At 71.2% G+C, this 18,436-nt stretch carries 14 protein-coding genes, 1 tRNA gene and 2 pseudogenes; 11 read left to right on the top strand and 6 right to left on the bottom strand.

Annotated features, from left to right (window positions below; translation table 11 throughout):
* Window positions 1–317 precede the first annotated feature (317 nt).
* The 4 genes from tmk (at window position 318) to LCE31_RS04245 (ending at window position 7,238) form a co-directional block, all read left to right on the top strand.
* Window positions 318–3,947, top strand: a complete 3,630-nt coding sequence (tmk, locus tag LCE31_RS04260; RefSeq protein ID WP_225012599.1) for a dTMP kinase — start codon at window positions 318–320, stop codon at window positions 3,945–3,947.
* Between the two features lie 185 nt (window positions 3,948–4,132).
* The gene (locus tag LCE31_RS04255) at window positions 4,133–5,338 is read left to right on the top strand and encodes a DNA polymerase III subunit delta' (RefSeq protein ID WP_225012598.1); all 1,206 of its coding nucleotides are present in this window, start codon (window positions 4,133–4,135) and stop codon (window positions 5,336–5,338) included.
* Between the two features lie 205 nt (window positions 5,339–5,543).
* A complete protein-coding gene (locus tag LCE31_RS04250; RefSeq protein ID WP_225012597.1) occupies window positions 5,544–7,067 on the top strand; it encodes an alpha/beta hydrolase in 1,524 nt (507 codons plus the stop codon).
* Window positions 7,068–7,164: 97 nt separating this feature from the next.
* Window positions 7,165–7,238: transfer RNA gene (locus LCE31_RS04245), tRNA-Thr, on the top strand.
* Between the two features lie 403 nt (window positions 7,239–7,641).
* Here the strand turns inward: LCE31_RS04245 and LCE31_RS04240 are convergent.
* Complete coding sequence (locus tag LCE31_RS04240; RefSeq protein WP_225012596.1) at window positions 7,642–8,313, bottom strand: TetR/AcrR family transcriptional regulator; 672 nt, start codon at window positions 8,311–8,313, stop codon at window positions 7,642–7,644.
* Window positions 8,314–8,375: 62 nt separating this feature from the next.
* Between LCE31_RS04240 and LCE31_RS04235 the strand changes: the two genes are divergently transcribed.
* Window positions 8,376–9,350, top strand: a complete 975-nt coding sequence (locus tag LCE31_RS04235) for a hypothetical protein (protein ID WP_225012595.1) — start codon at window positions 8,376–8,378, stop codon at window positions 9,348–9,350.
* Between the two features lie 51 nt (window positions 9,351–9,401).
* Here LCE31_RS04235 and LCE31_RS04230 read toward each other — a convergent pair.
* Window positions 9,402–9,857 (bottom strand): annotated as a pseudogene (locus LCE31_RS04230) (transcriptional regulator); the annotation flags it as partial.
* Here LCE31_RS04230 and LCE31_RS04225 point away from each other — a divergent pair.
* A pseudogene (locus LCE31_RS04225) lies at window positions 9,857–11,056 on the top strand (mobilization protein); the annotation flags it as partial. The pseudogenes LCE31_RS04230 and LCE31_RS04225 sit on opposite strands and share 1 nt — an antisense overlap.
* Window positions 11,057–11,168: 112 nt before the next feature.
* On the top strand, window positions 11,169–11,816 hold the full coding sequence (locus LCE31_RS04220) for a GNAT family N-acetyltransferase (RefSeq protein WP_225012594.1): 648 nt from the start codon (window positions 11,169–11,171) through the stop codon (window positions 11,814–11,816).
* Window positions 11,817–11,968: 152 nt separating this feature from the next.
* Here LCE31_RS04220 and LCE31_RS04215 read toward each other — a convergent pair whose 3' ends face one another.
* Window positions 11,969–12,556: a class IV adenylate cyclase gene (locus LCE31_RS04215; RefSeq protein ID WP_225012593.1), complete on the bottom strand. Its 588-nt coding sequence runs from the start codon at window positions 12,554–12,556 to the stop codon at window positions 11,969–11,971.
* Window positions 12,557–12,873: 317 nt separating this feature from the next.
* Between LCE31_RS04215 and LCE31_RS41120 the strand changes: the two genes are divergently transcribed.
* Window positions 12,874–13,116, top strand: a complete 243-nt coding sequence (locus tag LCE31_RS41120) for a response regulator transcription factor (protein WP_374118400.1) — start codon at window positions 12,874–12,876, stop codon at window positions 13,114–13,116.
* A 33-nt stretch (window positions 13,117–13,149) separates the two neighbouring features.
* Here LCE31_RS41120 and LCE31_RS41115 read toward each other — a convergent pair whose 3' ends face one another.
* Window positions 13,150–13,311 (bottom strand): hypothetical protein, encoded by a 162-nt coding sequence (locus LCE31_RS41115; RefSeq protein WP_374118399.1) that lies wholly within the window; start codon window positions 13,309–13,311, stop codon window positions 13,150–13,152.
* Window positions 13,312–13,418: 107 nt separating this feature from the next.
* Window positions 13,419–13,919 carry a flavin reductase family protein gene (locus tag LCE31_RS04205; RefSeq protein WP_225012592.1) on the bottom strand — a complete coding sequence of 167 codons (501 nt, stop codon included), beginning with the start codon at window positions 13,917–13,919 and terminating at the stop codon, window positions 13,419–13,421.
* 421 nt (window positions 13,920–14,340) lie between these two features.
* Here LCE31_RS04205 and LCE31_RS04200 point away from each other — a divergent pair, with 421 nt between their 5' ends.
* Together LCE31_RS04200 and LCE31_RS04195 are read left to right on the top strand one after the other, a co-directional pair.
* Window positions 14,341–15,285, top strand: coding sequence for an NADP-dependent oxidoreductase (locus tag LCE31_RS04200; protein ID WP_225012591.1), 945 nt, complete (start codon window positions 14,341–14,343; stop codon window positions 15,283–15,285).
* Between the two features lie 52 nt (window positions 15,286–15,337).
* Entirely contained in the window at window positions 15,338–16,183 is an 846-nt protein-coding gene (locus LCE31_RS04195; RefSeq protein WP_225012590.1) for a helix-turn-helix transcriptional regulator, read from the top strand.
* Between the two features lie 111 nt (window positions 16,184–16,294).
* Here the strand turns inward: LCE31_RS04195 and LCE31_RS04190 are convergent, their stop codons facing one another.
* Entirely contained in the window at window positions 16,295–16,633 is a 339-nt protein-coding gene (locus LCE31_RS04190) for an ArsR/SmtB family transcription factor (protein ID WP_225012589.1), read from the bottom strand.
* Window positions 16,634–16,835: 202 nt separating this feature from the next.
* On the opposite strand from LCE31_RS04190, the gene LCE31_RS04185 reads away from it, so the two are divergent.
* The gene (locus LCE31_RS04185; RefSeq protein ID WP_225012588.1) at window positions 16,836–18,263 is read left to right on the top strand and encodes an MFS transporter; all 1,428 of its coding nucleotides are present in this window, start codon (window positions 16,836–16,838) and stop codon (window positions 18,261–18,263) included.
* The last annotated feature ends 173 nt before the right edge of the window (window positions 18,264–18,436 follow it).

Genomic DNA, 18,436 nt, shown 5'->3' with positions numbered 1-18,436 from the left:
GGCCCGGAGGATTGGTGGCCGGTGGCCGGTGGCCGGTGGCCCAAGGCCCGATGCCCGTGGCCTCGATATGTGACGGCGTGTCCGTGGGGATGTCCTCATCCGCACGGATGCGCCGTTTTCGTATGAACACGCCGTAGTCGAACGGCTTCCGGCGCACGGACCCGTTCGGTAACCGCCCATCCGCCCGGCGGGCGGCGGCCGACGGCGGTCGTACGGCGCGGCGCGGGCGTGCGGAGTCGCTCCCGCGGGTGCCTGGATTGGTTCATCTGTACGGGCCGGGCCTCCGCCGGGCCCTGTCGTCCCGATAGGCTGGGCGGATGACGCGAGCCGAGCAGCCAACGGTCGTGAGCCCCCTCTCCGACCACGACGCACTTGCCGCAGACTCACGAGAGCGCGCCGTTCGTTCTTTGCTGCGCCTTCCTCCGCTGAGGCGGTTGTGGGGCGCGCAGTTCGCCGGCGGCATCGGTGATGTGCTTGCGGTGCTTGTACTCGTGGTGCTGACCCTTCAGGCGGCGATCTCGGACGGCTCGTTCGGGCCCGGGTACCGGGGGGTCGCGTTCGCCGTGGCCGCCGTGTTCGGGGCGCGGGTCGTCGCGACGCTGCTGTTCGGGGCCGTACTCCTCGGACCGCTGACGGCGCTCCTCGCGCCGGGAGGCGGCGGGTCCGCGTCCGGCTCCGGCGCGTCCCGCGCGACGACGTCCGGCCCGGAGGACACGGCCGACAACGCGGGCAAGAAGCCCGGTGCGGCCGGGGCTTCCGATGCGGCCAAGGCTTCACGGGCGCCCAAGCCGCCCAGGGACGGCGGTCCGCTCGACCGCCGCTGGACGATGATCGTCACGGACGCCGTGCGGCTCGCGCTGCTGATCGTCGCACCGCTGTGGATCGACTGGATGCCGGACCGCGCCCTTCCGATCCTGCTCAGCACGGTCTTCGTGGCCGGCGTGGCGGAACGCTTCTGGACCGTGGCCAAGGACAGTGCCGCGCCCGCGCTGCTGCCTCCGCCGCCGCCCGAGGGCGACGCGGTCCGCCCGCTTCCCGACCATCTGGACGCGCTGCGCAGGCTGTCGCTGCGCACGTCGTTCCTCGCCGTCCCCGCGGCGGCGTTCGTGCTGCTCGTGGCCACGCTGGTCAGCAACCTGCTCGGAACGGGCGTGGCGTGGTTCTCGCTCCACCAGGTGGGGCTCGGCTCGTACGTCGCGGCCGGCCTCTTCGCCGCCTCGGTGTCGACCCTGGTCCTTCTCGAACTCCCGGACGGACGCACGCCGCGCCCCCGCTCGCCGCTGGAAGGCCTGCGGCGGCCCGTACTGGACGGCCCCCGGCGGCCCGCCCCCCCGGGCGCGGCCGGCTCCGGCTCCACCATGGGCGGCTCCGCCGGTGCGACGGGCGCCGCGGACGCGGACGGGAAGTCCGTCGCCGCGGACCGCGGCCGTACGGGCGTGGTCCCGGTGCTCGTCCTCGCCTGCGGCGCGATCGCCGGGGCCATCACCTCGGCTGTCGCCGTGGCCGTCCTCGACGCCAAGGACCTCGGCGGCGGCCCGGTCGCGTTCGCCCTGCTCGTGCTCGCCCTGACCGGCGGTACCGGGCTCGGTGTCCGCCGCGGTCCGCGGGTACTGCCCGCTCTCTCCCGCAACCGCCTGATGGTGCTCGCGATCGCCGTCACCGGCGTCGCGCTGCTCGTGATGGGCCTGGTACCCGACACGGCGACGGTCCTACTGCTCGCGCTGCTCGCGGGCTTCTCCGCGGGCGTCGCCGCGAACGCGGGCCACACCCTCGTCGAGCTCCAGGCCGAGGAGCGGCGGCGCGCCCGCCTGGCCGAGCACCTCCAGGCAGTCGTACGGGTCACCATGGCGATCGCCGCGATCGTCGCGCCGCTCGTCGCGGCGGCCATCGGCCCGCACCGTCTCGCCAGCGGCGACTTCGTCTTCGCGCATGGCGGCGCGGCCTTCACGCTGATGCTGGTCGGCGCGCTGCTGCTGCCCGTCGCCGCCGTCGTACTCGCCAAGACCGACGACCGGTCGGGCGTACCGCTGCGGCAGGACCTGCTGGACGCGGTGCGCGGAGGGTCCGACCCCGCGCAGACCGCCACGGGAACCGGCTTCTTCATCGCCGTCGAGGGCGGTGACGGCGCGGGCAAGTCGACGCAGGTCGAGGCGCTCGCCGAGTGGATAAGGGCCAAGGGCCACGAGGTCGTCGTCACGCGCGAGCCGGGCGCCACGCCGGTCGGCAAGCGGCTGCGGACGATCCTGCTGGACGTGTCGAGCGCGGGCCTCTCGAACCGCGCGGAGGCGCTGCTGTACGCGGCGGACCGCGCCGAGCACATCGACTCGGTCGTCCGGCCGGCACTGGAGCGCGGCGCGATCGTCGTCTCCGACCGCTACATCGACTCGTCCGTGGCGTACCAGGGCGCGGGGCGCGACCTCTCGCCCACGGAGATCGCCCGTATCTCGCGCTGGGCCACGCAGGGGCTCGTACCGCATCTGACGGTGCTGCTCGACATCGACCCCGCGACGGCGCGCGAGCGCTTCACGGAGGCGCCGGACCGGCTGGAGTCGGAGCCCGCCGAGTTCCACGAGCGGGTGCGTACGGGCTTCCTCACGCTCGCAGCCGCGGACCCGACGCGGTACCTGGTCGTGGACGCGGGCCAGGAGCCCGAGTCCGTCACCACCGCCGTACGGCACCGGCTCGACCAGCTGCTCCCGCTGTCCGAGGCCGAGATCAAGGCCCAGGAGGAGGCGCGCAAGGCCGCCATCGAGGAGGCCAGGCGCAGGGCCGAGGAAGAGGCCGCGCGCGAGGCCGCGAGGAAGGCGGAGGAGGAGCGGCTCGAACGGGAGCGGCAGGCGCAGCTCGCCAAGCTCAGGGCGGAAGAGGAGGAGCGCAAGCGCCGCGAGCTCGAAGAGGCGCGGCAGCGCGAGGTCGAACGCCAGGAGGAAGAGGCCAGGAAGCGGGCCGAGGAGGAGCGCCGCAGGGCCGAGGAGGAGCGGCTGCGCGCCGAGGAGGAAGCCCGCAGGCAGGCCGAGGAAGAGGCCAGGAGGGCCGAGGAGGAGAAGCTCCGCGCCCAGGAGGCCGAGCGGCGGCGGGCGGCCGAGAAGGCGGCGTACGAGGCGGAACAGGAGCGGCTGAGGCAGCGGGCGGCCGAGGAGGCGCGGCAGCGCAAGGAGGACGCGGAGCGGCGCCGGGAGAAGCAACGCAAGGCGGAAGAGGCCCTGCTGAAGGCGGAGGAGGCGCGTCGGCGCGAGGCCGAGGAGGCTGCCGCGGCGAACCCCGAGCCGGGTGTGTCGCCGGAGGAGACGACGCTCCAGACGCCGATCGTCCGCGATCCCGGAGCCGAGCCCTCGTCCGCGCGGCCCGAGCCTGACCAGGGGTCCGAGTCGGATGAGCGCCCTGAGCGGGACGGAGGGAACGGTTCGGACGGAGGCGCTGATTCCGGCGGCCGGCCCGCTTCGGGCGAGGCCACGCGGGAGGCGCCGCGTCGCAGGCCGTCGTGGGCCTCGGAGGCGCCGGCGGACGGCTCGGCGTCCACCTCGCCCGCCGTCGGCTCCGCCTCCGCCCCTCTCTTCTCGGACGCCGAGGAGACGGCGACGCTGCCGACGTTCGCGGACGCGGACGCGGAGCTTCCGGTCTCTGCCGAGGAGCGGGCGGCGGAAGAGACGACGGTGCTGCCGCAGTACAACCCGGCCGAGGAGACGGCCGTACTGCCGCAGGTACAGGCCGGCTCGGGCCCGGACGACGGCAACGAGCGCACGCGCGAGATGCCCCAGTTCCGGGCCGCCGGGCAGGGCGGCTCCGACGCGGACAGCACCCCCGGGACGCGCCGCAGGTCGGACTGGGCGGAGGAGACCCCGCTCGACGATCTGCCGACGCTGGCCGACGAACTGCTCGGCCCGCACGACGACGAGGACGACGGCAACGGCGCGGGCGGTGGCAGGCGCGGCGGACGCCGCCGCTGAACCGCGCGGGGGCCGGGCGGACCCGACTGTCATACCCAGCCGCCACAATGGATGACGACGGCGGATCACACCGCGCGGGGTGGTTCCCGTCGTGTCCTGGACGCGGGCGGGGACCCAGCCCGGGGGGCTGGGCCATGGCCCAGAGTTCGACGTTCGGAGCGGCAAGCGGTAAGCGGGGAGCGCGCATGACCGTATGGGATGACCTGGTGGGTCAGGGGCGCGTCCAGGCGTCGCTGGCGGCGGCCGCCCGCGACGCGGACGCCCTCGTCACGGCCGAAGCGGAGGGCGCGGCGCCGCCCGAGGCCTCGAAGATGACGCACGCGTGGCTGTTCACGGGCCCGCCGGGGGCCGGCCGCGACACCGCGGCGCGGGCCTTCGCGGCGGCGCTGCAGTGCGTCAGCCCGGACCGGGCGCTCGGCGGCGAGCCCGGCTGCGGGTTCTGCGACGGCTGCCACACGGCGCTGATCGGTACGCACGCCGACGTGGAGGTCGTCCGCACGGACCTCCTGTCCATCGGTGTGAAGGAGACCCGGGAGCTGGTCCGGCGCGCCCAGCTCTCGCCGGCGGTCGGGCGCTGGCAGGTCATCGTCATGGAGGATGCCGACCGGCTGACGGAGGGCGCGGGGAATGTCCTGCTGAAGGCGGTCGAGGAGCCCGCGCCGCGCACGGTGTGGCTGCTGTGCGCGCCCTCCGTGGAGGACGTGCTGCCGACGATCCGCTCGCGCTGCCGCCATCTGGTGCTGGGCACACCGTCGGTGGAGGCCGTCGCGGACGTACTGATCAGGCGGGACGGCATCGAGCCCGAGGCGGCGCGGGCGGCGGCCCGTGCCACCCAGGGGCACATCGACCGCGCGCGCCGGCTGGCCACCGACGAGCGGGCGCGCAGCCGCCGCAGCACGGTGCTGAGGCTGCCGCTGCGGGTGGACGACGTGGGCGCGTGCCTCAGAGCCGCACAGGAACTGGTCGACGCGGCGGGGGAGGACGCGAAACAGGCCGCGGAGGAGACCGATGTGAAGGAGACGGAGAACCTGCGGGCCGCGCTCGGCGCGGAGAGCGGGGGACGGATGCCGCGAGGCACGGCGGGCGCGATGAAAGAGCTGGCCGACCGCCAGAAGCGCCGGTCGACCCGTACGCAGCGGGACAGCCTGGACCTGGCGCTGACGGACCTCACCGGGTTCTACCGGGACGTACTGGCGCTCCAGTTGGGGTCGCGGGTGCACCTGGCCAACGAGGACGTACGGGACGCGCTCGACCGCGTGGCGGGCGGCTCGACCCCCGAGCGCACGCTGCGGCGCATGGAGGCCATCGGCGCCTGCCGGGAGGCCCTCGACCGGAATGTGGCGCCGCTGCTGGCCGTCGAGGCGATGACGATGGCGCTACGCACGGGCTGAGGGCCGGGGCCTTGCGCGCGGGCTGAGGACAGGGACCTTGCGCATGGGCTGAGGACCGAGCCCGTACGCCCCCTTTTCATCCGGCCCGTCACAGGCCCATGCCCGGCCGTCACGCGCCTGTGCCCATGCCCGGCCCATCACCCGTACGTGGGTAGGAGCACCCTGCCGTACCGGCACGGACCGGTACGGCGGTTAGGCTCCCCCGATGGACACCAGGCGCCTGCTGCGTACCTCCGCCGTCGCGTTCGTGGCGGCCGGACTGCTTCTCTCCGGCTGTAGTTCGTCGGGCGGAGAGGCGGGACCGAACCCGGGCGCGGGCTCGGCGGCCCTGGCGCGGTACTACGACCAGAAGCTGGACTGGCACGCCTGCTCGGCGTCCGGCTTCCAGTGCGCGACGATGAAGGCACCGCTGGACTACGCGAAGCCGGACGGCACGCAGATCAAACTGGCGGTGGCCCGCAAGAAGGCCACCGGGCCGGGTAAGCGCCTCGGCTCGCTCCTCGTCAACCCGGGAGGCCCGGGCGGATCGGCGATCGAATACCTGGAGAGCTACGCGGGGGTCGGTTACCCGGCGCAGGTGCGGGCCCAGTACGACATGGCGGCGATGGACCCGCGGGGCGTGGCGGGCAGCACGCCGGTCGACTGCCTGACCAACCGGCAGATGGACGCCTACACCGAGGTCGACCAGACGCCGGACGACGCGGCCGAGGTGAGCGCCCTCACAGCCGCGTACAAGAAGTTCGCCCAGGGGTGCGAGGCGCACGCGCGCACGGTGCTGCCGCACGTGTCGACGGTCGACGCGGCACGCGACATGGACATCTTCCGGGCGGTGCTCGGCGACAAGAAGCTCTCGTACGTCGGGGCGTCGTACGGCACGTTCCTCGGCGCGACGTACGCGGGCCTCTACCCGAAGAACACGGGACGGATCGTGCTCGACGGCGCCATGGACCCCTCCCTGTCGTCGCGCGAACTCAACCTCCAGCAGACAGCCGGCTTCGAGACGGCCTTCGAGTCGTTCGCACGGGACTGCGTCAAGCAGGCGCAGTGCCCCCTCGGCACCACGTCGGTCGCGGCGGCGGAGAGCCGCCTGAAGGCCTTCTTCAAGCAGCTCGACCAGAAGCCCCTGCCGACCGGCCAGAGCCGGAAGCTCACCGAGTCGCTCGGTACCACGGGCGTCATCTCGGCGATGTACGACAAGTCGTCGTGGCCGCAGCTGCGCCTCGCCCTGCGCAGCGGCCTCACCGGCGACGGGGCGATGCTGCTCGCGCTGGCCGACGCGTACTACGAGCGCGGCCAGGACGGGTCCTACTCGAACCTGATGTACGCCAACGCGGCCGTGAACTGCCTCGACCTCCCGCCCGCCTTCACCGGCCCCCAGCAGGTCGAGGCGGCGCTCCCGGCCTTCGAGAAGGCGTCCCCGGTCTTCGGTGACGGCCTCGCCTGGGGCTCCCTGAACTGCTCGTACTGGCCGGACAAGGCCACCGGCACCGCCCACCGCATCGAGGCGAAGGGCGCGGCCCCGATCGTCGTGGTCGGCACCACCCGCGACCCGGCCACCCCCTACCGCTGGGCCCGCTCCCTCGCCTCCCAGCTCGACTCGGGACACCTCCTCACCTTCGAGGGAGACGGCCACACCGCCTACGGGAGGGGCAGCGACTGCATCGACACGGCGATCAACACGTACCTTCTGCGGGGCACACCCCCCAAACCAGGCAAAAAGTGCACCTGACCAGGCCGAACGCCCCGACCACGGGGGTGGGAGGAGCACCCCTCGAAACTGTGTAGACTTGGCGTCGCCGCAGATCGCACCATGGTGCGGTCAGCACGCCGCCTTAGCTCAGTTGGCCAGAGCAACGCACTCGTAATGCGTAGGTCTCGGGTTCGAATCCCGAAGGCGGCTCTGCGAAACCCCAGGTCACATAGCCAGTGACCTGGGGTTTTCTGTTGCTCTGGGCGTGACGGGGGACGCGGTCGAGGTATCGTGGCTTTGCTTGCGTGAGCGATGCGTGAGCGGAGCCGTTCGGGGATCTACTTCTTGGGCCTGCGGCGGGTGGCCTTCTTGGCTGACTTGGCCTGGGCCTTCGGTCTGTCTCCCTTCGGCTTAGCGCTCTTGCCCTCGCCAGCCGCCTTGGCCGCAGCCTTCCTGGCCTTCTCCTTCTTCGCGGCCTTCTCGGTCTCGGCCTTGCGCTGGACGGGGACAAGCTTCGGGGTCGCCTCGGCGGCGCTCTTGCCGACGTGAGGGAGGACGCTTAAGGGTGACGTCGGGTATTGGAACTGTCTGATGCCTCGGCTGGGCTGCAGGGTTACTCAGGGAGCTGTAGCTCCTGCGACGTCTGGTCGGCGTCGGTGTGGAGTCCGGAGCAGAGCAGGTTGAATGCCTGGACTGCCGCTGTGGCGACGCTGTCGCGGGCGTTGGTGGGTGGCTCGCCGGACAAGATGCGTTGTTGCAGTTCACGCAAGGCGGCCCGGTGGGTGCCGGCGACGGCCCCTGCGAGGAGTCTGAACATCGAGTGGTTGCCTTGGTTCCATCTGGCGGAGGTTTTCGGCAGGTGTTCGGCCAGGGCGGTCGCCAGCACGGCCTCGGCGCGTTCGCTGATCTCGCGTTCGCGTGCGCGGAGTGCGGTGCTGTCGTGGATGACCTGCCAGAACCGGGGCGCGTCGGGGTGCAGCCCAAGTGCCGGGTCTGATTGCCGCAGGGTGGTCAGCAGGTCGTCGCGGATGGTCTCCACTGGGCAGGCGTTGGGTGCACGGTCGCGTACCAGTGTGGCGAGATGGCCCTCTACTTGTGCCTGGCGATCGAAGAAGAGATCTTCCTTGGTGGGGAAGTAGTTGTACACGGTGTTGGTGGAGACACCTGCGTGTCGTGCCACCTCAGCGACCGTGACCTGGTCGAAGCCGTGCTCCAGGAAGAGGGGCAGGGCTGCGTCGGCGATCGCCGTGCGGGTCTGCTGCTTCTTGGTCTCTCGAAGGCCCATGCCCAGATGATAGTGTCACCACAAATTTGTGGTTACACCAAGATTTCTGGGGTGGGGTAAGCATGACTTTGCACTTCGGTATCTATCCCGGCGGGATCCTGGGCGACGACCAGGGCATCGTCCACCCGGACCGCCCGGACGTGCCGGACCGCATCACCGAGGCACTTGACACGCTCCAAGGCGACACGGCCAGCCTGTCGGTGCGCGCCTACCACTCGTTCGCCGCGACCGTGACGCCGCTGGAACCGCCCACGCCCGCCGATCCCGCGATGTATCTCCAACGGGGCCGCAAGCTGGACCTCGTGCTGCAGTTCCGTGAGCCGACCGGCGAGTTGGAGGGGTGGCGGCAGTTCGTCCGCCAGGCCGTCCGCACCGGTGGGCCGCACCTGGCATCCGTCCAGATCTGCGAAGAGCCCAACGCCGACCTGCCCATGGTCGACGGCAGCATTCCCAACGTTCTGAATGCGCTCATTGAGGGGGTTGTCGCGGCCAAGCAGGAGGCGCGGGCCCTGGGTCGCAGTGTGGCGGTCGGTTTCAACGCCGTGCCGACCTTCAACCCGGCCGACACCTTCTGGTCCGAGCTCGGGGCCCTGGCCGACGACCGCTTCCGGCGGAGCCTGGACTACGTCGGCCTGGACTTCTTCCCGGATGTGTTCCGTCCCATCGCCGCTGAGCAGTTGGCGGAAGCGGTCACTGCGGTCCTCACCGCGTTCCGGCGCACTGACCTTCAGAGGGCCGGCATTCCCGGGAGCGTCGCGATCCGCATCTGCGAGAACGGCTGGCCCACCGGCCCGGACCGCAGCGAGCAGCAGCAGGCCGCGGTCCTCGAAACCGTGGTGCGGACCGTGGCCGGCCTCTCCGCCGACTTGAACATCGACGGATACTCGTTCTTTGCCCTGCGAGACGCCGACAGCACCGCCGAGGGGCTCTTCCACCGCTTCGGCCTGCTGCGCGACGACTACACCCGCAAGACAGCCTTCGAAACATATCGGCGTCTCATCAACGAACTGGGCAGTCCGCCGGTCGCGCCTCACTGATCGCCGGAGGTCAGGTACGTCTTTTCCTTGCTGGAGCGAGCGGGGGCTCGCTGGCTGATCTCGGCGGCGTAGCGCGGGCGGTAGATCGGGTGGCGTGGCTCCCTCGTCGCGCAGGTCGCGGCGGAGGTAGCGGAGTGTGTACTTGGCGGAGATGGCCTGATCGGCGTACTCGCGGCGTTTGCGCTCGGCCTCCTCTTGCTGAGCGCGGCCGGTGGCTGTTCTGCCGGCGAACGCCGCCCGCTCCTCTTCTTCGAGGGCGGCCAGTGCGGTGCGTACGAGGCTGGCGTGATGCTCGAAGTCGGGGACCAGGCCCGCCTCGTACATGGGCACCTCCTGCTCCCCGGTGAAGCGGCGCAGGGCGTCTTAGGTGGGTACCAGGTCCTGGAACGGGATTTCCTGGGTCCGCTCCACGTATCCGACCGGGAAGATCAGGCAGACTGGGTACGTCTCCAGGGCGGCAGCCAGGACCATCACGTCCACCAAGGGGAGACTGGCGCGGAGACCGGAACCGCACCGCCACCCGCCGCCCCACCCAGGCCGAGATGCACAAGGCACAGCGCTCCGGTTGGGACCAGACCAGCCGGGCCTGGTTGGAGGACCGCATCCGCGCGGCCATCCCCCACGCGGGCAGCGCCGAGGAACTCCTCGCCTACCTTGAAGCCGACGGCATCCCGGTCAAACCGCGCCGCGGCCCCTCTGGCGACCTGCTCGGCTATGCCATCGGACGCCCCGATGACCTCGACGCGGACGGCGAGCAGATCTACTACCCCGGCGGGAAGATCGCCCCCGACCTCACCTTCCCCAAACTCCGCGCCCGGCTCGAAACCGTCCAGCCGGAAGAGCACCCGACCGCCCGTCGCGACCAGCTCAGCAGCCCCTGGCACCGGGCCGTTGACGCCCTCGATGCCTTGCATGCTGACATGGCCGAGGACACCCGTGCCCAGGCACACATCACCGCTCTGGCCGAGCTGATGGAAGCCACCGCCCAGATAGCCCCGGTCCACTTGCGTGCAGAACTCCGAGCAGCAGCGGACGCGTTCACCCGCGCCCAGCGCTCGCGCATACGAGCAAAGGACCAGGCCGCCCACGCCCTGCGCGCAGCCGCACGCGACATCGTCAACGCCACCGCCGGCCCCGACGGCAGCGCTCTCGCGGGCCTGATCGCGGCCCGTGTTTGGGCCGCGATCGTCGCCGAGCGGTGGCACGACGCGAAGCAGCATGCCCAGCAGGCCGAGGCCGCCCGCCGGTCCGTACAGCATCTCGAAGCCGCCGCGGACCAGGCACTCGCCCCGGTGCTGGAAGAACTCGCGCCACGCCGCCTGTCCGAACCTGTCACGCGAGCGCTGGCCCGTGACGTCCGCTCTGCCGTTCCCGACGAAGCGGACCGCATCCTCGCCGACCCCGCCTGGTCGGCCCTCGCAGCCGTCCTGGCCGAAGCCGAGAACCGAGGCCACCAGCCATGCCGACTCTTGGAGGAGGCCGCCGCACGACGCAAGCTGACAACAGCTCCCCAACCGGCCCGGGTTCTGATCACGCGCATCCAGCACGCGGGCCGCAATCCGGTACCGAACCGCCGAGCTGAAGCCGCCCGTATGCGCTCCACACGCGTCGGCGCCGACGGTACGGGTGTTCAGGGTCTTCCGCTCCCCGCATCACGGACCGGAGATCTCATACCCGCTAACCGGAACCGCCGCCCGCGCAGGTAGTGCCGCGATCGCATGGGCTCCACCGGATCGCGTGGTGGCAGACCGGTGCTGGTATGTGCGTCTTCAAAATCTCCTGGTCGCGGCAGGGCGGGGGCCAGCAGAATCCCTGGGTATGACCCTGCTGACCCACTGGCCACTTGTGGGCCTTCGGTTGACCACACCCCGGCTGGAGCTGCGGCTCCCGAGTCTGGATGATCTCGCCGCGTTGGCCTCGCTGGCTGCGGAGGGTGTGCACGATCCGGCGGTGCAGCCGTTCACTGTGCCGTGGACCGACGCGGCACCCGAGGAGCGAGCTCGGAGCGTCCTGCAGTACCACTGGCGCTGCTGGGGCGAGTGGCGGAAGGAGGACTGGACGCTGAACCTCGTGGTCCTGAGGGACGATGTAGTCCTCGGGACACAGGGCATCAGTGGTCGGGATTTCCCGATCCGTCGCGAGGTGGCTACCGGTTCCTGGCTCAGAGTGGCCCATCATGGTCAGGGAGCGGGGACCGAGATGCGCGCCGCCGTTCTCCAACTGGCCTTCGCCGGACTCGGTGCCCGACATGCGGTTTCCTCGACCAACGTGGACAACTCGGCGTCGCTGGGTGTCTCGCGCAAGCTCGGCTACCAAGAGGACGGCATCGAACGCCATGCGGTGCGAGGCGAGCCTGCCTTATTGCACAGGCTCCGCCTTACCGCCGAACGACGGCAGGAGCACCGATCGGTTCCGGTGAAGGTCGAAGGGCTGCCGGCCTGCCTGCCGTGGTTTGGCCTGGGGTAGGCGCGCCGAGCATGGCGGCAGCAGGACTTGGGCCACTGCCGCCACGCGCCGGTCGTTCAGCCTCTGCGGAGCAACCTGCCGTGGCCGCGCTGCCTGCCGATTCTTCGTGCTGAGGGCGGTCCGCTGTCAGCACAGCCCGTCTGCCTCCGCTGTCAACGGCTCTCGACTGCCGGGGAGACGTCTGCCTTCTTCTCGGCGTCCGAGAACAGGAGAGTGGGCTCTGCGAGGATGTCGCGGCCCATCTCGCTCTTGTAGACCTCGTCGACGCTTCCGAACCGGGCCTCGGAGTAGTCGAAGTCCAGGAGGGCCGCGGCCTGTCGGACCGATGCCTCGTCGGGTCCCTCGATCTCCAGGAAGGTGGGCAGGCCGGGCCAGGTGTCGAAGTCGAAGGCGACTTCGCCGAGGCGCCATTCCTCGCGGTAGTTCTCCTGGTAGCGGACCTCGGTGAGGCCGACGCGGACGAGGATGTCGGCCATGGCGTGCAGGTCGGCGACCTCGGTCTCGATCTCCGTGGTGCCGTTGATGGTCGTGGAGTCGGTGACCTGCTTGAGCGTGAGCGTCGAGCGGGCACCCTCGTCCCTCAGGCGAAGCCAGGCCCCGCTGTCGAGGGAGTCGTTCTCGAAGATCTTGCGGGTCAGGAGGGTACGGGGAAACGCCTGACTCGCGCCCAGGGCGGTCAGCTTGGCCTGAACCTGAGTGGCGTCGATCGCGAGGAACTTCGCCTCGTACTCGTGCTTCATGGAGTCCTTCTTCCTGCCAGAGGTGAAAGGTGGAGGTCAGTAGTGCTCGATCGCGTGATGACGTCGCTCAACGGGCATCACGAACTCCGCTCCGAACACCCCGCCGGGACGGATGAGTCGCTGCATGCGGTCGCTGAACTCGGAAAGCGGACGCTGGTGGTTGGCACTGTAATGGCAGGAACGGCTCGTCCCCTCTACGACCTCCACACGGGAGCGGAGTCCCTCACGCGTCCAAGCACAGCAGCGCGAACGGGAAGGGTGGAGCCGGTCCCGCCCGGGGCACCGCACGGTCCGACCCGGGTCCGGGTGGAGGTCTCGTGCTCCGTGCAGTCCTGGCCGAGGACGCGGTCCTGCTCTGCGAGGGGCTGGTCGAACTGCTCAGTCGCAGCGGACACGAGGTGGCCGGGGCGGTGGGTGACGCCCCCGCTCTGGCCCGGGCGGTGGACGAACACGGGCCCGACGTTGTGATCACCGATGTCCGCATGCCCCCGACTTCCGGGACGAGGGGCTCAAGGCGGCCCTCGAACTGCGGGTCCGTTACGGGCACTTGTCCGTGCTGATGGGCTCGTGCTCTCCCCGTACGTCGCCACGGCCTACGCCATCCAACTGCTCAGCGGCAGCAGCCGGGGTCCGGAGGGCTCGGCCATCTGCTGAAGGACCGGGTGGCCGAGGTCGCGGACTTCATGGACGCCCCGCGGAGGGTCGCCGACGGGCAGACCGTGATCGACTCCGAGGTCGGCGTCAGAGTGCGTCAAGGCGCGTTCAGCGGCCGGATTCCGGGCTCGCGCCGGGGCTCACGCGTGTTTTCGTCCGGCCGCTTCAAGTGGCGTGCCGCGCTCGGTGCGTGCGTACGCGGCCCCGGTCACTCTCCCGCGAGGCGGGCGTAGTCGCCCTGGAAGAAGACCAGGGGGCGGGGGTCGGGGGCGACTGCCAGGCCGAGTACGCGGCCCAGGACGAACAGGTGGTCGCCGGCCGGGACGACGTTCGCCACCTCGCACTCGATCCACGCGGCGACGTTGTCGAGTATCGGGGCGCCCGTGGCGGAGCGCTGCCAGGTCAGGCGGCCGAACTTGTCGGCCCCGCTGGTCGCGAAAACGGCGGACAGGTCCGCCTGGTGTTCCGCGAGCACGTTGGCCACGAAGGTGCCCGCGCGTTCGATACGGGGCCAGCTGGTGGAGGTCACGCTGGGGAAGAAGCCGATCATGGGCGGGTCCAGGGACACCGACGCGAAGGAGCCGACGGTCAGGCCGACCGGTTCGTCCCCGTCCATGGCCGAGACGGCCACCACACCGGTCGGAAAGTGCCCCAGTACCCGGCGGAAGTGCGCCGAGTCGAAGGCGGGCGCATCCAGACGAGTCACCATCGTTCTCCTCATGAGAAGGTAACCACCGAACAGGCGTACGACAGTTGATCGCTCATGTGGAAAGCGTAGGAGCTGATTCGGCCGGTGGAGAGGGCGAGTCTGTGCCGGTTTCGGCTCACCTGGGAGCGCCACCACCACGCGGGCGGCCCATACGTGTTGGTGCTGGCCATATGACATCTGCGAACTGGTTGGGGACCGCCACCCGGTGAATCATTGAGGCCATGTCAGGGATGACCAGGCCCGGTTCGGGTTTCCGGCGCACGAGCGGGGCGCGGCTCGCCTCTTCCGCTTCGTTCCCTGTCGCACAGGTGCCGCGCCTTCGCGCAGCCGCCGTGTCCGTGCCCCGGCCACCGGTTCACCGGCCGGACATCCCCCTGTTACGACCGACCCTCTGAATCGATTCGTGGAAGGACCCCCCACCATGCGTGCTGTCGGCATCGAAGAGTTCGGCGGACCCGACGTACTGAAGGTCGTCGAACGCCCGCTGCCCGTACCCGGCCCCGAGCAGGTCCGTATCCGGGTCACCGCCGCCGGGGTCAACCCCACCGACCTGCTGCTGCGCGCGGGGAACCTGGCCGCGGCCGTGGCCGGGCAGGAGCCTCCGTACATCCCCGGCATGGACGCCTCCGGAGTGGTCGACGCGGTCGGTGACGGGGTCGACCTCGCGGTCGGCGAACCGGTCATGGCGTTCGTGAACCCCTTCCACCCCACCGGCGGGGCCCAGGCGGAGTACGTCGTGGTGCCCCGCGAGCAGGTCGTCGCCGCGCCCAGGGGCCTCGACCTCCGTGACGTCGCCGGCCTGCCCATGAACGGCCTCACCGCGCACCTCGCCCTCTCCCTCCTCGGCCTGCCCGAAGGGGCGACCCTGGCCGTCACGGGAGCGGCGGGGGCGCTGGGCGGATACGTGGTGCAACTCGCCAAGTACCGCGGGCTCCGGGTCGTCGCCGACGCCGCCGACCGCGACCGCGATCTGATCCGGGCGCTCGGCGCCGACGTGGTCGTACCGCGCGCCGCCGACAGCGCCGACCTCGCCGCCGCCTACCGTGCCGCGGTCCCCGAGGGGGCCGACGGCGTCGTCGACGCCGCGATCGTCGGGGCCGACGCCCTGGGCGTGGTGAAGGACGGCGGCGGCTTCGTCAAGTGCCGTCCCTTCGAGCTGGCCTCCGAGCGCGACATCGCGGTCCAGGGGGTGGTGGTGATGACGCATCCCGCCAAGCACTCCGCCCTGGAGGAGATCTCCACCCTGGCGGAGAAGGGTGTGCTGACCCTGCGCACCGCCGAGGTGCTCGCCCCCGAGCGGGCCGCCGAAGCCCATCGGCGCCTGGAGGCGGGCGGCGTACGGGGGCGTCTGATCCTCGCCTTCTGACAGCCGATCCCGGTGACCCGGACTGGTTCTTCGCGCGTGGAGGGTGGCTTTCGTGAGTAGCTGTGTCGTAGTGGGCCAGGAGGAGGCCCAGAACGTCAGAGACGCCGACAGGGAGCGACGGGCGGCGCTGCGCCACTTCCTCAGATCCCGTCGCGCCAGGCTCTCGCCGGGCGACGTCGGGCTGAGGGTCGGCGGGCGGCGGAACACGCCGGGCCTGCGGCGCGAAGAGGTCGCCGTACTGGCCGGGGTGAGCGCCTCCTGGTACACGTGGCTCGAACAGGGCAGGGACATCAAGGTGTCCGAGGACGTGCTCGAAGCGGTCAGCAAGGCGCTCGGCCTTGACCGCACCGAGCGGGCCCACCTGTATCTGCTGGCGGGGATGAACCCGCCGGCGGCCCGCCAGGAGGTGTCCCCGGAGGAGCTGTGCCGGCTCCGGCTCGCCGTCGAGGTGTGGCAGCCCGCACCGGCCTTCGTGGTCGACCGGTACTGGAACGTCCTGGCGAGCAACGCGCCGGCGCATGCACTCCTCGGCGTGCAGGAGGCGGGCTCCAACTACCTCTGGTCGTTCTTCACCGATGGCCGCAACAGGAACCGCTATCCCCACTGGTCCGACGTGGCGAGCCGGCTGGTCGGCCAGTTCCGGGTCCAGGCGGTGCGGTTCCTCGACGATCCGGACTTCGAGCGCCTGGCGCGGCGGCTGTGTTCGGCGAGCAAGGACTTCGACCGGCTGTGGGCGCGCCACGAGACCCGGGACACCGGGATCGCGAGCGTCGAGGTGCGGCCCGCCCCTGGTCGCAGGGCCGCCTTCCACCATCTGGTCATGGGGCTGCACCAGCGGTCCGAACCGCAGCTCATGCTGTACCTGCCGACCCAGATCGCCGGCGACCGGGTCGGGTGAGGGGCCGGGCGGGGCCAGCCGGGGCGCCGCAGGGTCAGGTGACAGGGTCGGGGTCGGCACCCCGGGGCCGCCGTGATGGGGGCGGGACGCCGCCGGGGCCGCCCTGACGCTCTACTGGCCCGCCTCGCGGCGGGCCGCGGCGAGGATCGCGTCGAGCAGGCCAGGGAGGGCCCGGTCCAGGTCGGCCCTGCGCAGGCAGTTCGTCTTCACCGTGCCCACGTACTCCTGCCGGAGGATGCCGGCGCGCCGCAGCACCTTGAAGTGGTGGGTGCTGGTGGAGCGTGTGACGTTGATGTCGAAGGTCCCGCACGCCATGCCGTCCTCGACGTCGGCGAGTTGGCGCACGATGCTGCGCCGTACCGGGTCGGTCAGCGCCTCCAGTACGCCCTGGAGCGTGATGTCCTCGGCTGCGAGGTGATCGGTGATGCGTGCGGCGGTCTGCTCGGTCACGTGAACTCTGCCTCCTTGCGTTCCGGCGCGGCACTTTCATCCTACGACAGCGGTCATATGATGAGGGCTGTAAAATTTGACTGCTATCAAATTTGACTGCCATCGTCATAGTGGTTTCAATGGATACGGGGAGAGATCCCCGACCGCGGTCGTCGGTGGTGCGGTCGTCCAGCGCCCAGTGAGCCTCCCGGAGGAGACAGCGATGCCCAGTGCCGAGTCCCGAACAGTGCCGCTGACCGGTGAGGCGGCGCCGCCCCGCAGAGAAGCGCCGCCCGGTCTGCGGCTGACCGCCCTGGCCACCGGCTTCGTCATGGCCGCCCTGGACGTGACCGTCGTCAACGTTGCGGGCTCGGCGATCCAGGAGCAGCTGCACGCCTCGCTGCCGGAACTCACCTGGATCGTGGACAGCTACGTCCTGGTGTTCAGTTCGCTGCTGCTGCTGGCCGGCGGCCTGGCGAACCGCCTCGGCGCGAAGAACGTCTACCTGTGGGGCATGGCGGTCTTCTTCGTCGCCTCCCTCGGCTGTGCGCTGGCACCGAACGCGGGCTTTCTCATCGCCGCGCGCCTCCTCCAGGGCGTGGGAGCCGCGCTCTTCATGCCGAGCTCGCTGTCCCTGCTGGTGTTCTCGTTCCCGGAGAAGCGGCAGCGCACCCGGATGCTGGGGCTGTGGTCGGCGATCGTCGCCACCTCCGCCGGGCTCGGCCCGACCGTCGGCGGCCTGCTGGTCAGCGCGTTCGGCTGGCAGAGCATCTTCATCCTCAACCTGCCCATCGGCATCGTCGGGATGCTGCTGACCAAGCGCTACATCGTCGCGACCGAGGTGCGCCCCACCAAGCTGGCCGTGCCCGGCCACATCCTGTGGATCGTGGCGCTGGCCGCCCTGAGCTTCGCGCTGATCGAGGGGCCCCGGCTCGGCTGGGGAGCCGGCGAGATCCTGGTGGCGTACGCCGTACTGGTGGTCGCCGCCGTGTCGTTGGCGCTGCGCGAGCGGCGCGCCGCCAACCTGGTCATGCCGTGGAGCCTGTTCGCGCGGCCGCGGTTCGCCGGAGCGAACCTGGTGGGCTTCCTGTTCAACCTCGCCCTGTACGGCAGCATGTTCATGCTGAGCCTGTACCTCCAGCACGCCCGGGGGTCCAGCCCCTTCCTGGCCGGGCTGGAACTGCTGCCGATGACGATCTGGTTCCCGCTGGCCAACCTCGTCTACTCGCGCATCTCCGCGCGCTTCTCCAACGGGGCGCTGCTGACGGTCTTCCTGCTGGTCGCCGGAATCGCGTCGCTGACCATGGTCACGGTCTCCCCGGACACGCCCTACTGGGTGCTGGCGGTGGCCGTGGGCCTCGCCAACATCGGCGCGGGCATCATCTCCCCCGGCATGACGGCCGCACTGGTGGACGCCGCCGGCACCGAGCACGCGAACGTGGCGGGCTCCGTGCTCAACGCCAACCGGCAGATCGGCACCCTGGTGGGCATCGCCGCGATGGGCGTGGTCCTCGGCACCACCTCGGACTGGAACCGCGGACCGGCGTTGTGCTTCGCGGTGGTGGGTGTCGCCTACCTCGTCGCCGCTGTCGGCGCCTGGGTGCTGATCGCCCGCGGGGAACACCGCGAGGCCGCCCTCGCCACCGCCTGAACCGTCCGGATACCCACTCCTCGGCCCCCTCCACCCCCGGCGGGGGCCGACGGCGTGGGGGGGGGGGGGGGCGGGCGCGGGCCGGCGCGCCCCCCCCCCCCCCCCCCCGCGGGGGGGGCCGGGGGGGCGGGGGGGGGGGGCCGGCGGGGGGGGGGGGGGGGGGGCCGCCGCCC

The sequence above is a fragment of the Streptomyces sp. 8L genome, from assembly GCF_020176795.1.
GTDB lineage: Bacteria > Actinomycetota > Actinomycetes > Streptomycetales > Streptomycetaceae > Streptomyces.
The sequence above is the reverse complement of the archived record's forward strand: the minus strand, read 5'-3'. Positions and strand labels throughout refer to the sequence as shown.

Bases quoted from the DNA above. Each gene is read 5' to 3' on its own strand.
- LCE31_RS04220 (WP_225012594.1), top strand. From the start codon at position 11,169: ATGACCCTGCTGACCCACTGGCCACTTGTGGGCCTTCGGTTGACCACA.
- LCE31_RS04215 (WP_225012593.1), bottom strand. From the start codon at position 12,556: ATGAAGCACGAGTACGAGGCGAAGTTCCTCGCGATCGACGCCACTCAG.
- LCE31_RS04185 (WP_225012588.1), top strand. From the start codon at position 16,836: ATGCCCAGTGCCGAGTCCCGAACAGTGCCGCTGACCGGTGAGGCGGCG.
- LCE31_RS04255 (WP_225012598.1), top strand. From the start codon at position 4,133: ATGACCGTATGGGATGACCTGGTGGGTCAGGGGCGCGTCCAGGCGTCG.
- LCE31_RS04240 (WP_225012596.1), bottom strand. From the start codon at position 8,313: ATGGGCCTTCGAGAGACCAAGAAGCAGCAGACCCGCACGGCGATCGCC.
- LCE31_RS04235 (WP_225012595.1), top strand. From the start codon at position 8,376: ATGACTTTGCACTTCGGTATCTATCCCGGCGGGATCCTGGGCGACGAC.
- LCE31_RS04250 (WP_225012597.1), top strand. From the start codon at position 5,544: ATGGACACCAGGCGCCTGCTGCGTACCTCCGCCGTCGCGTTCGTGGCG.
- tmk (WP_225012599.1), top strand. From the start codon at position 318: ATGACGCGAGCCGAGCAGCCAACGGTCGTGAGCCCCCTCTCCGACCAC.
- LCE31_RS04200 (WP_225012591.1), top strand. From the start codon at position 14,341: ATGCGTGCTGTCGGCATCGAAGAGTTCGGCGGACCCGACGTACTGAAG.
- LCE31_RS04205 (WP_225012592.1), bottom strand. From the start codon at position 13,919: ATGGTGACTCGTCTGGATGCGCCCGCCTTCGACTCGGCGCACTTCCGC.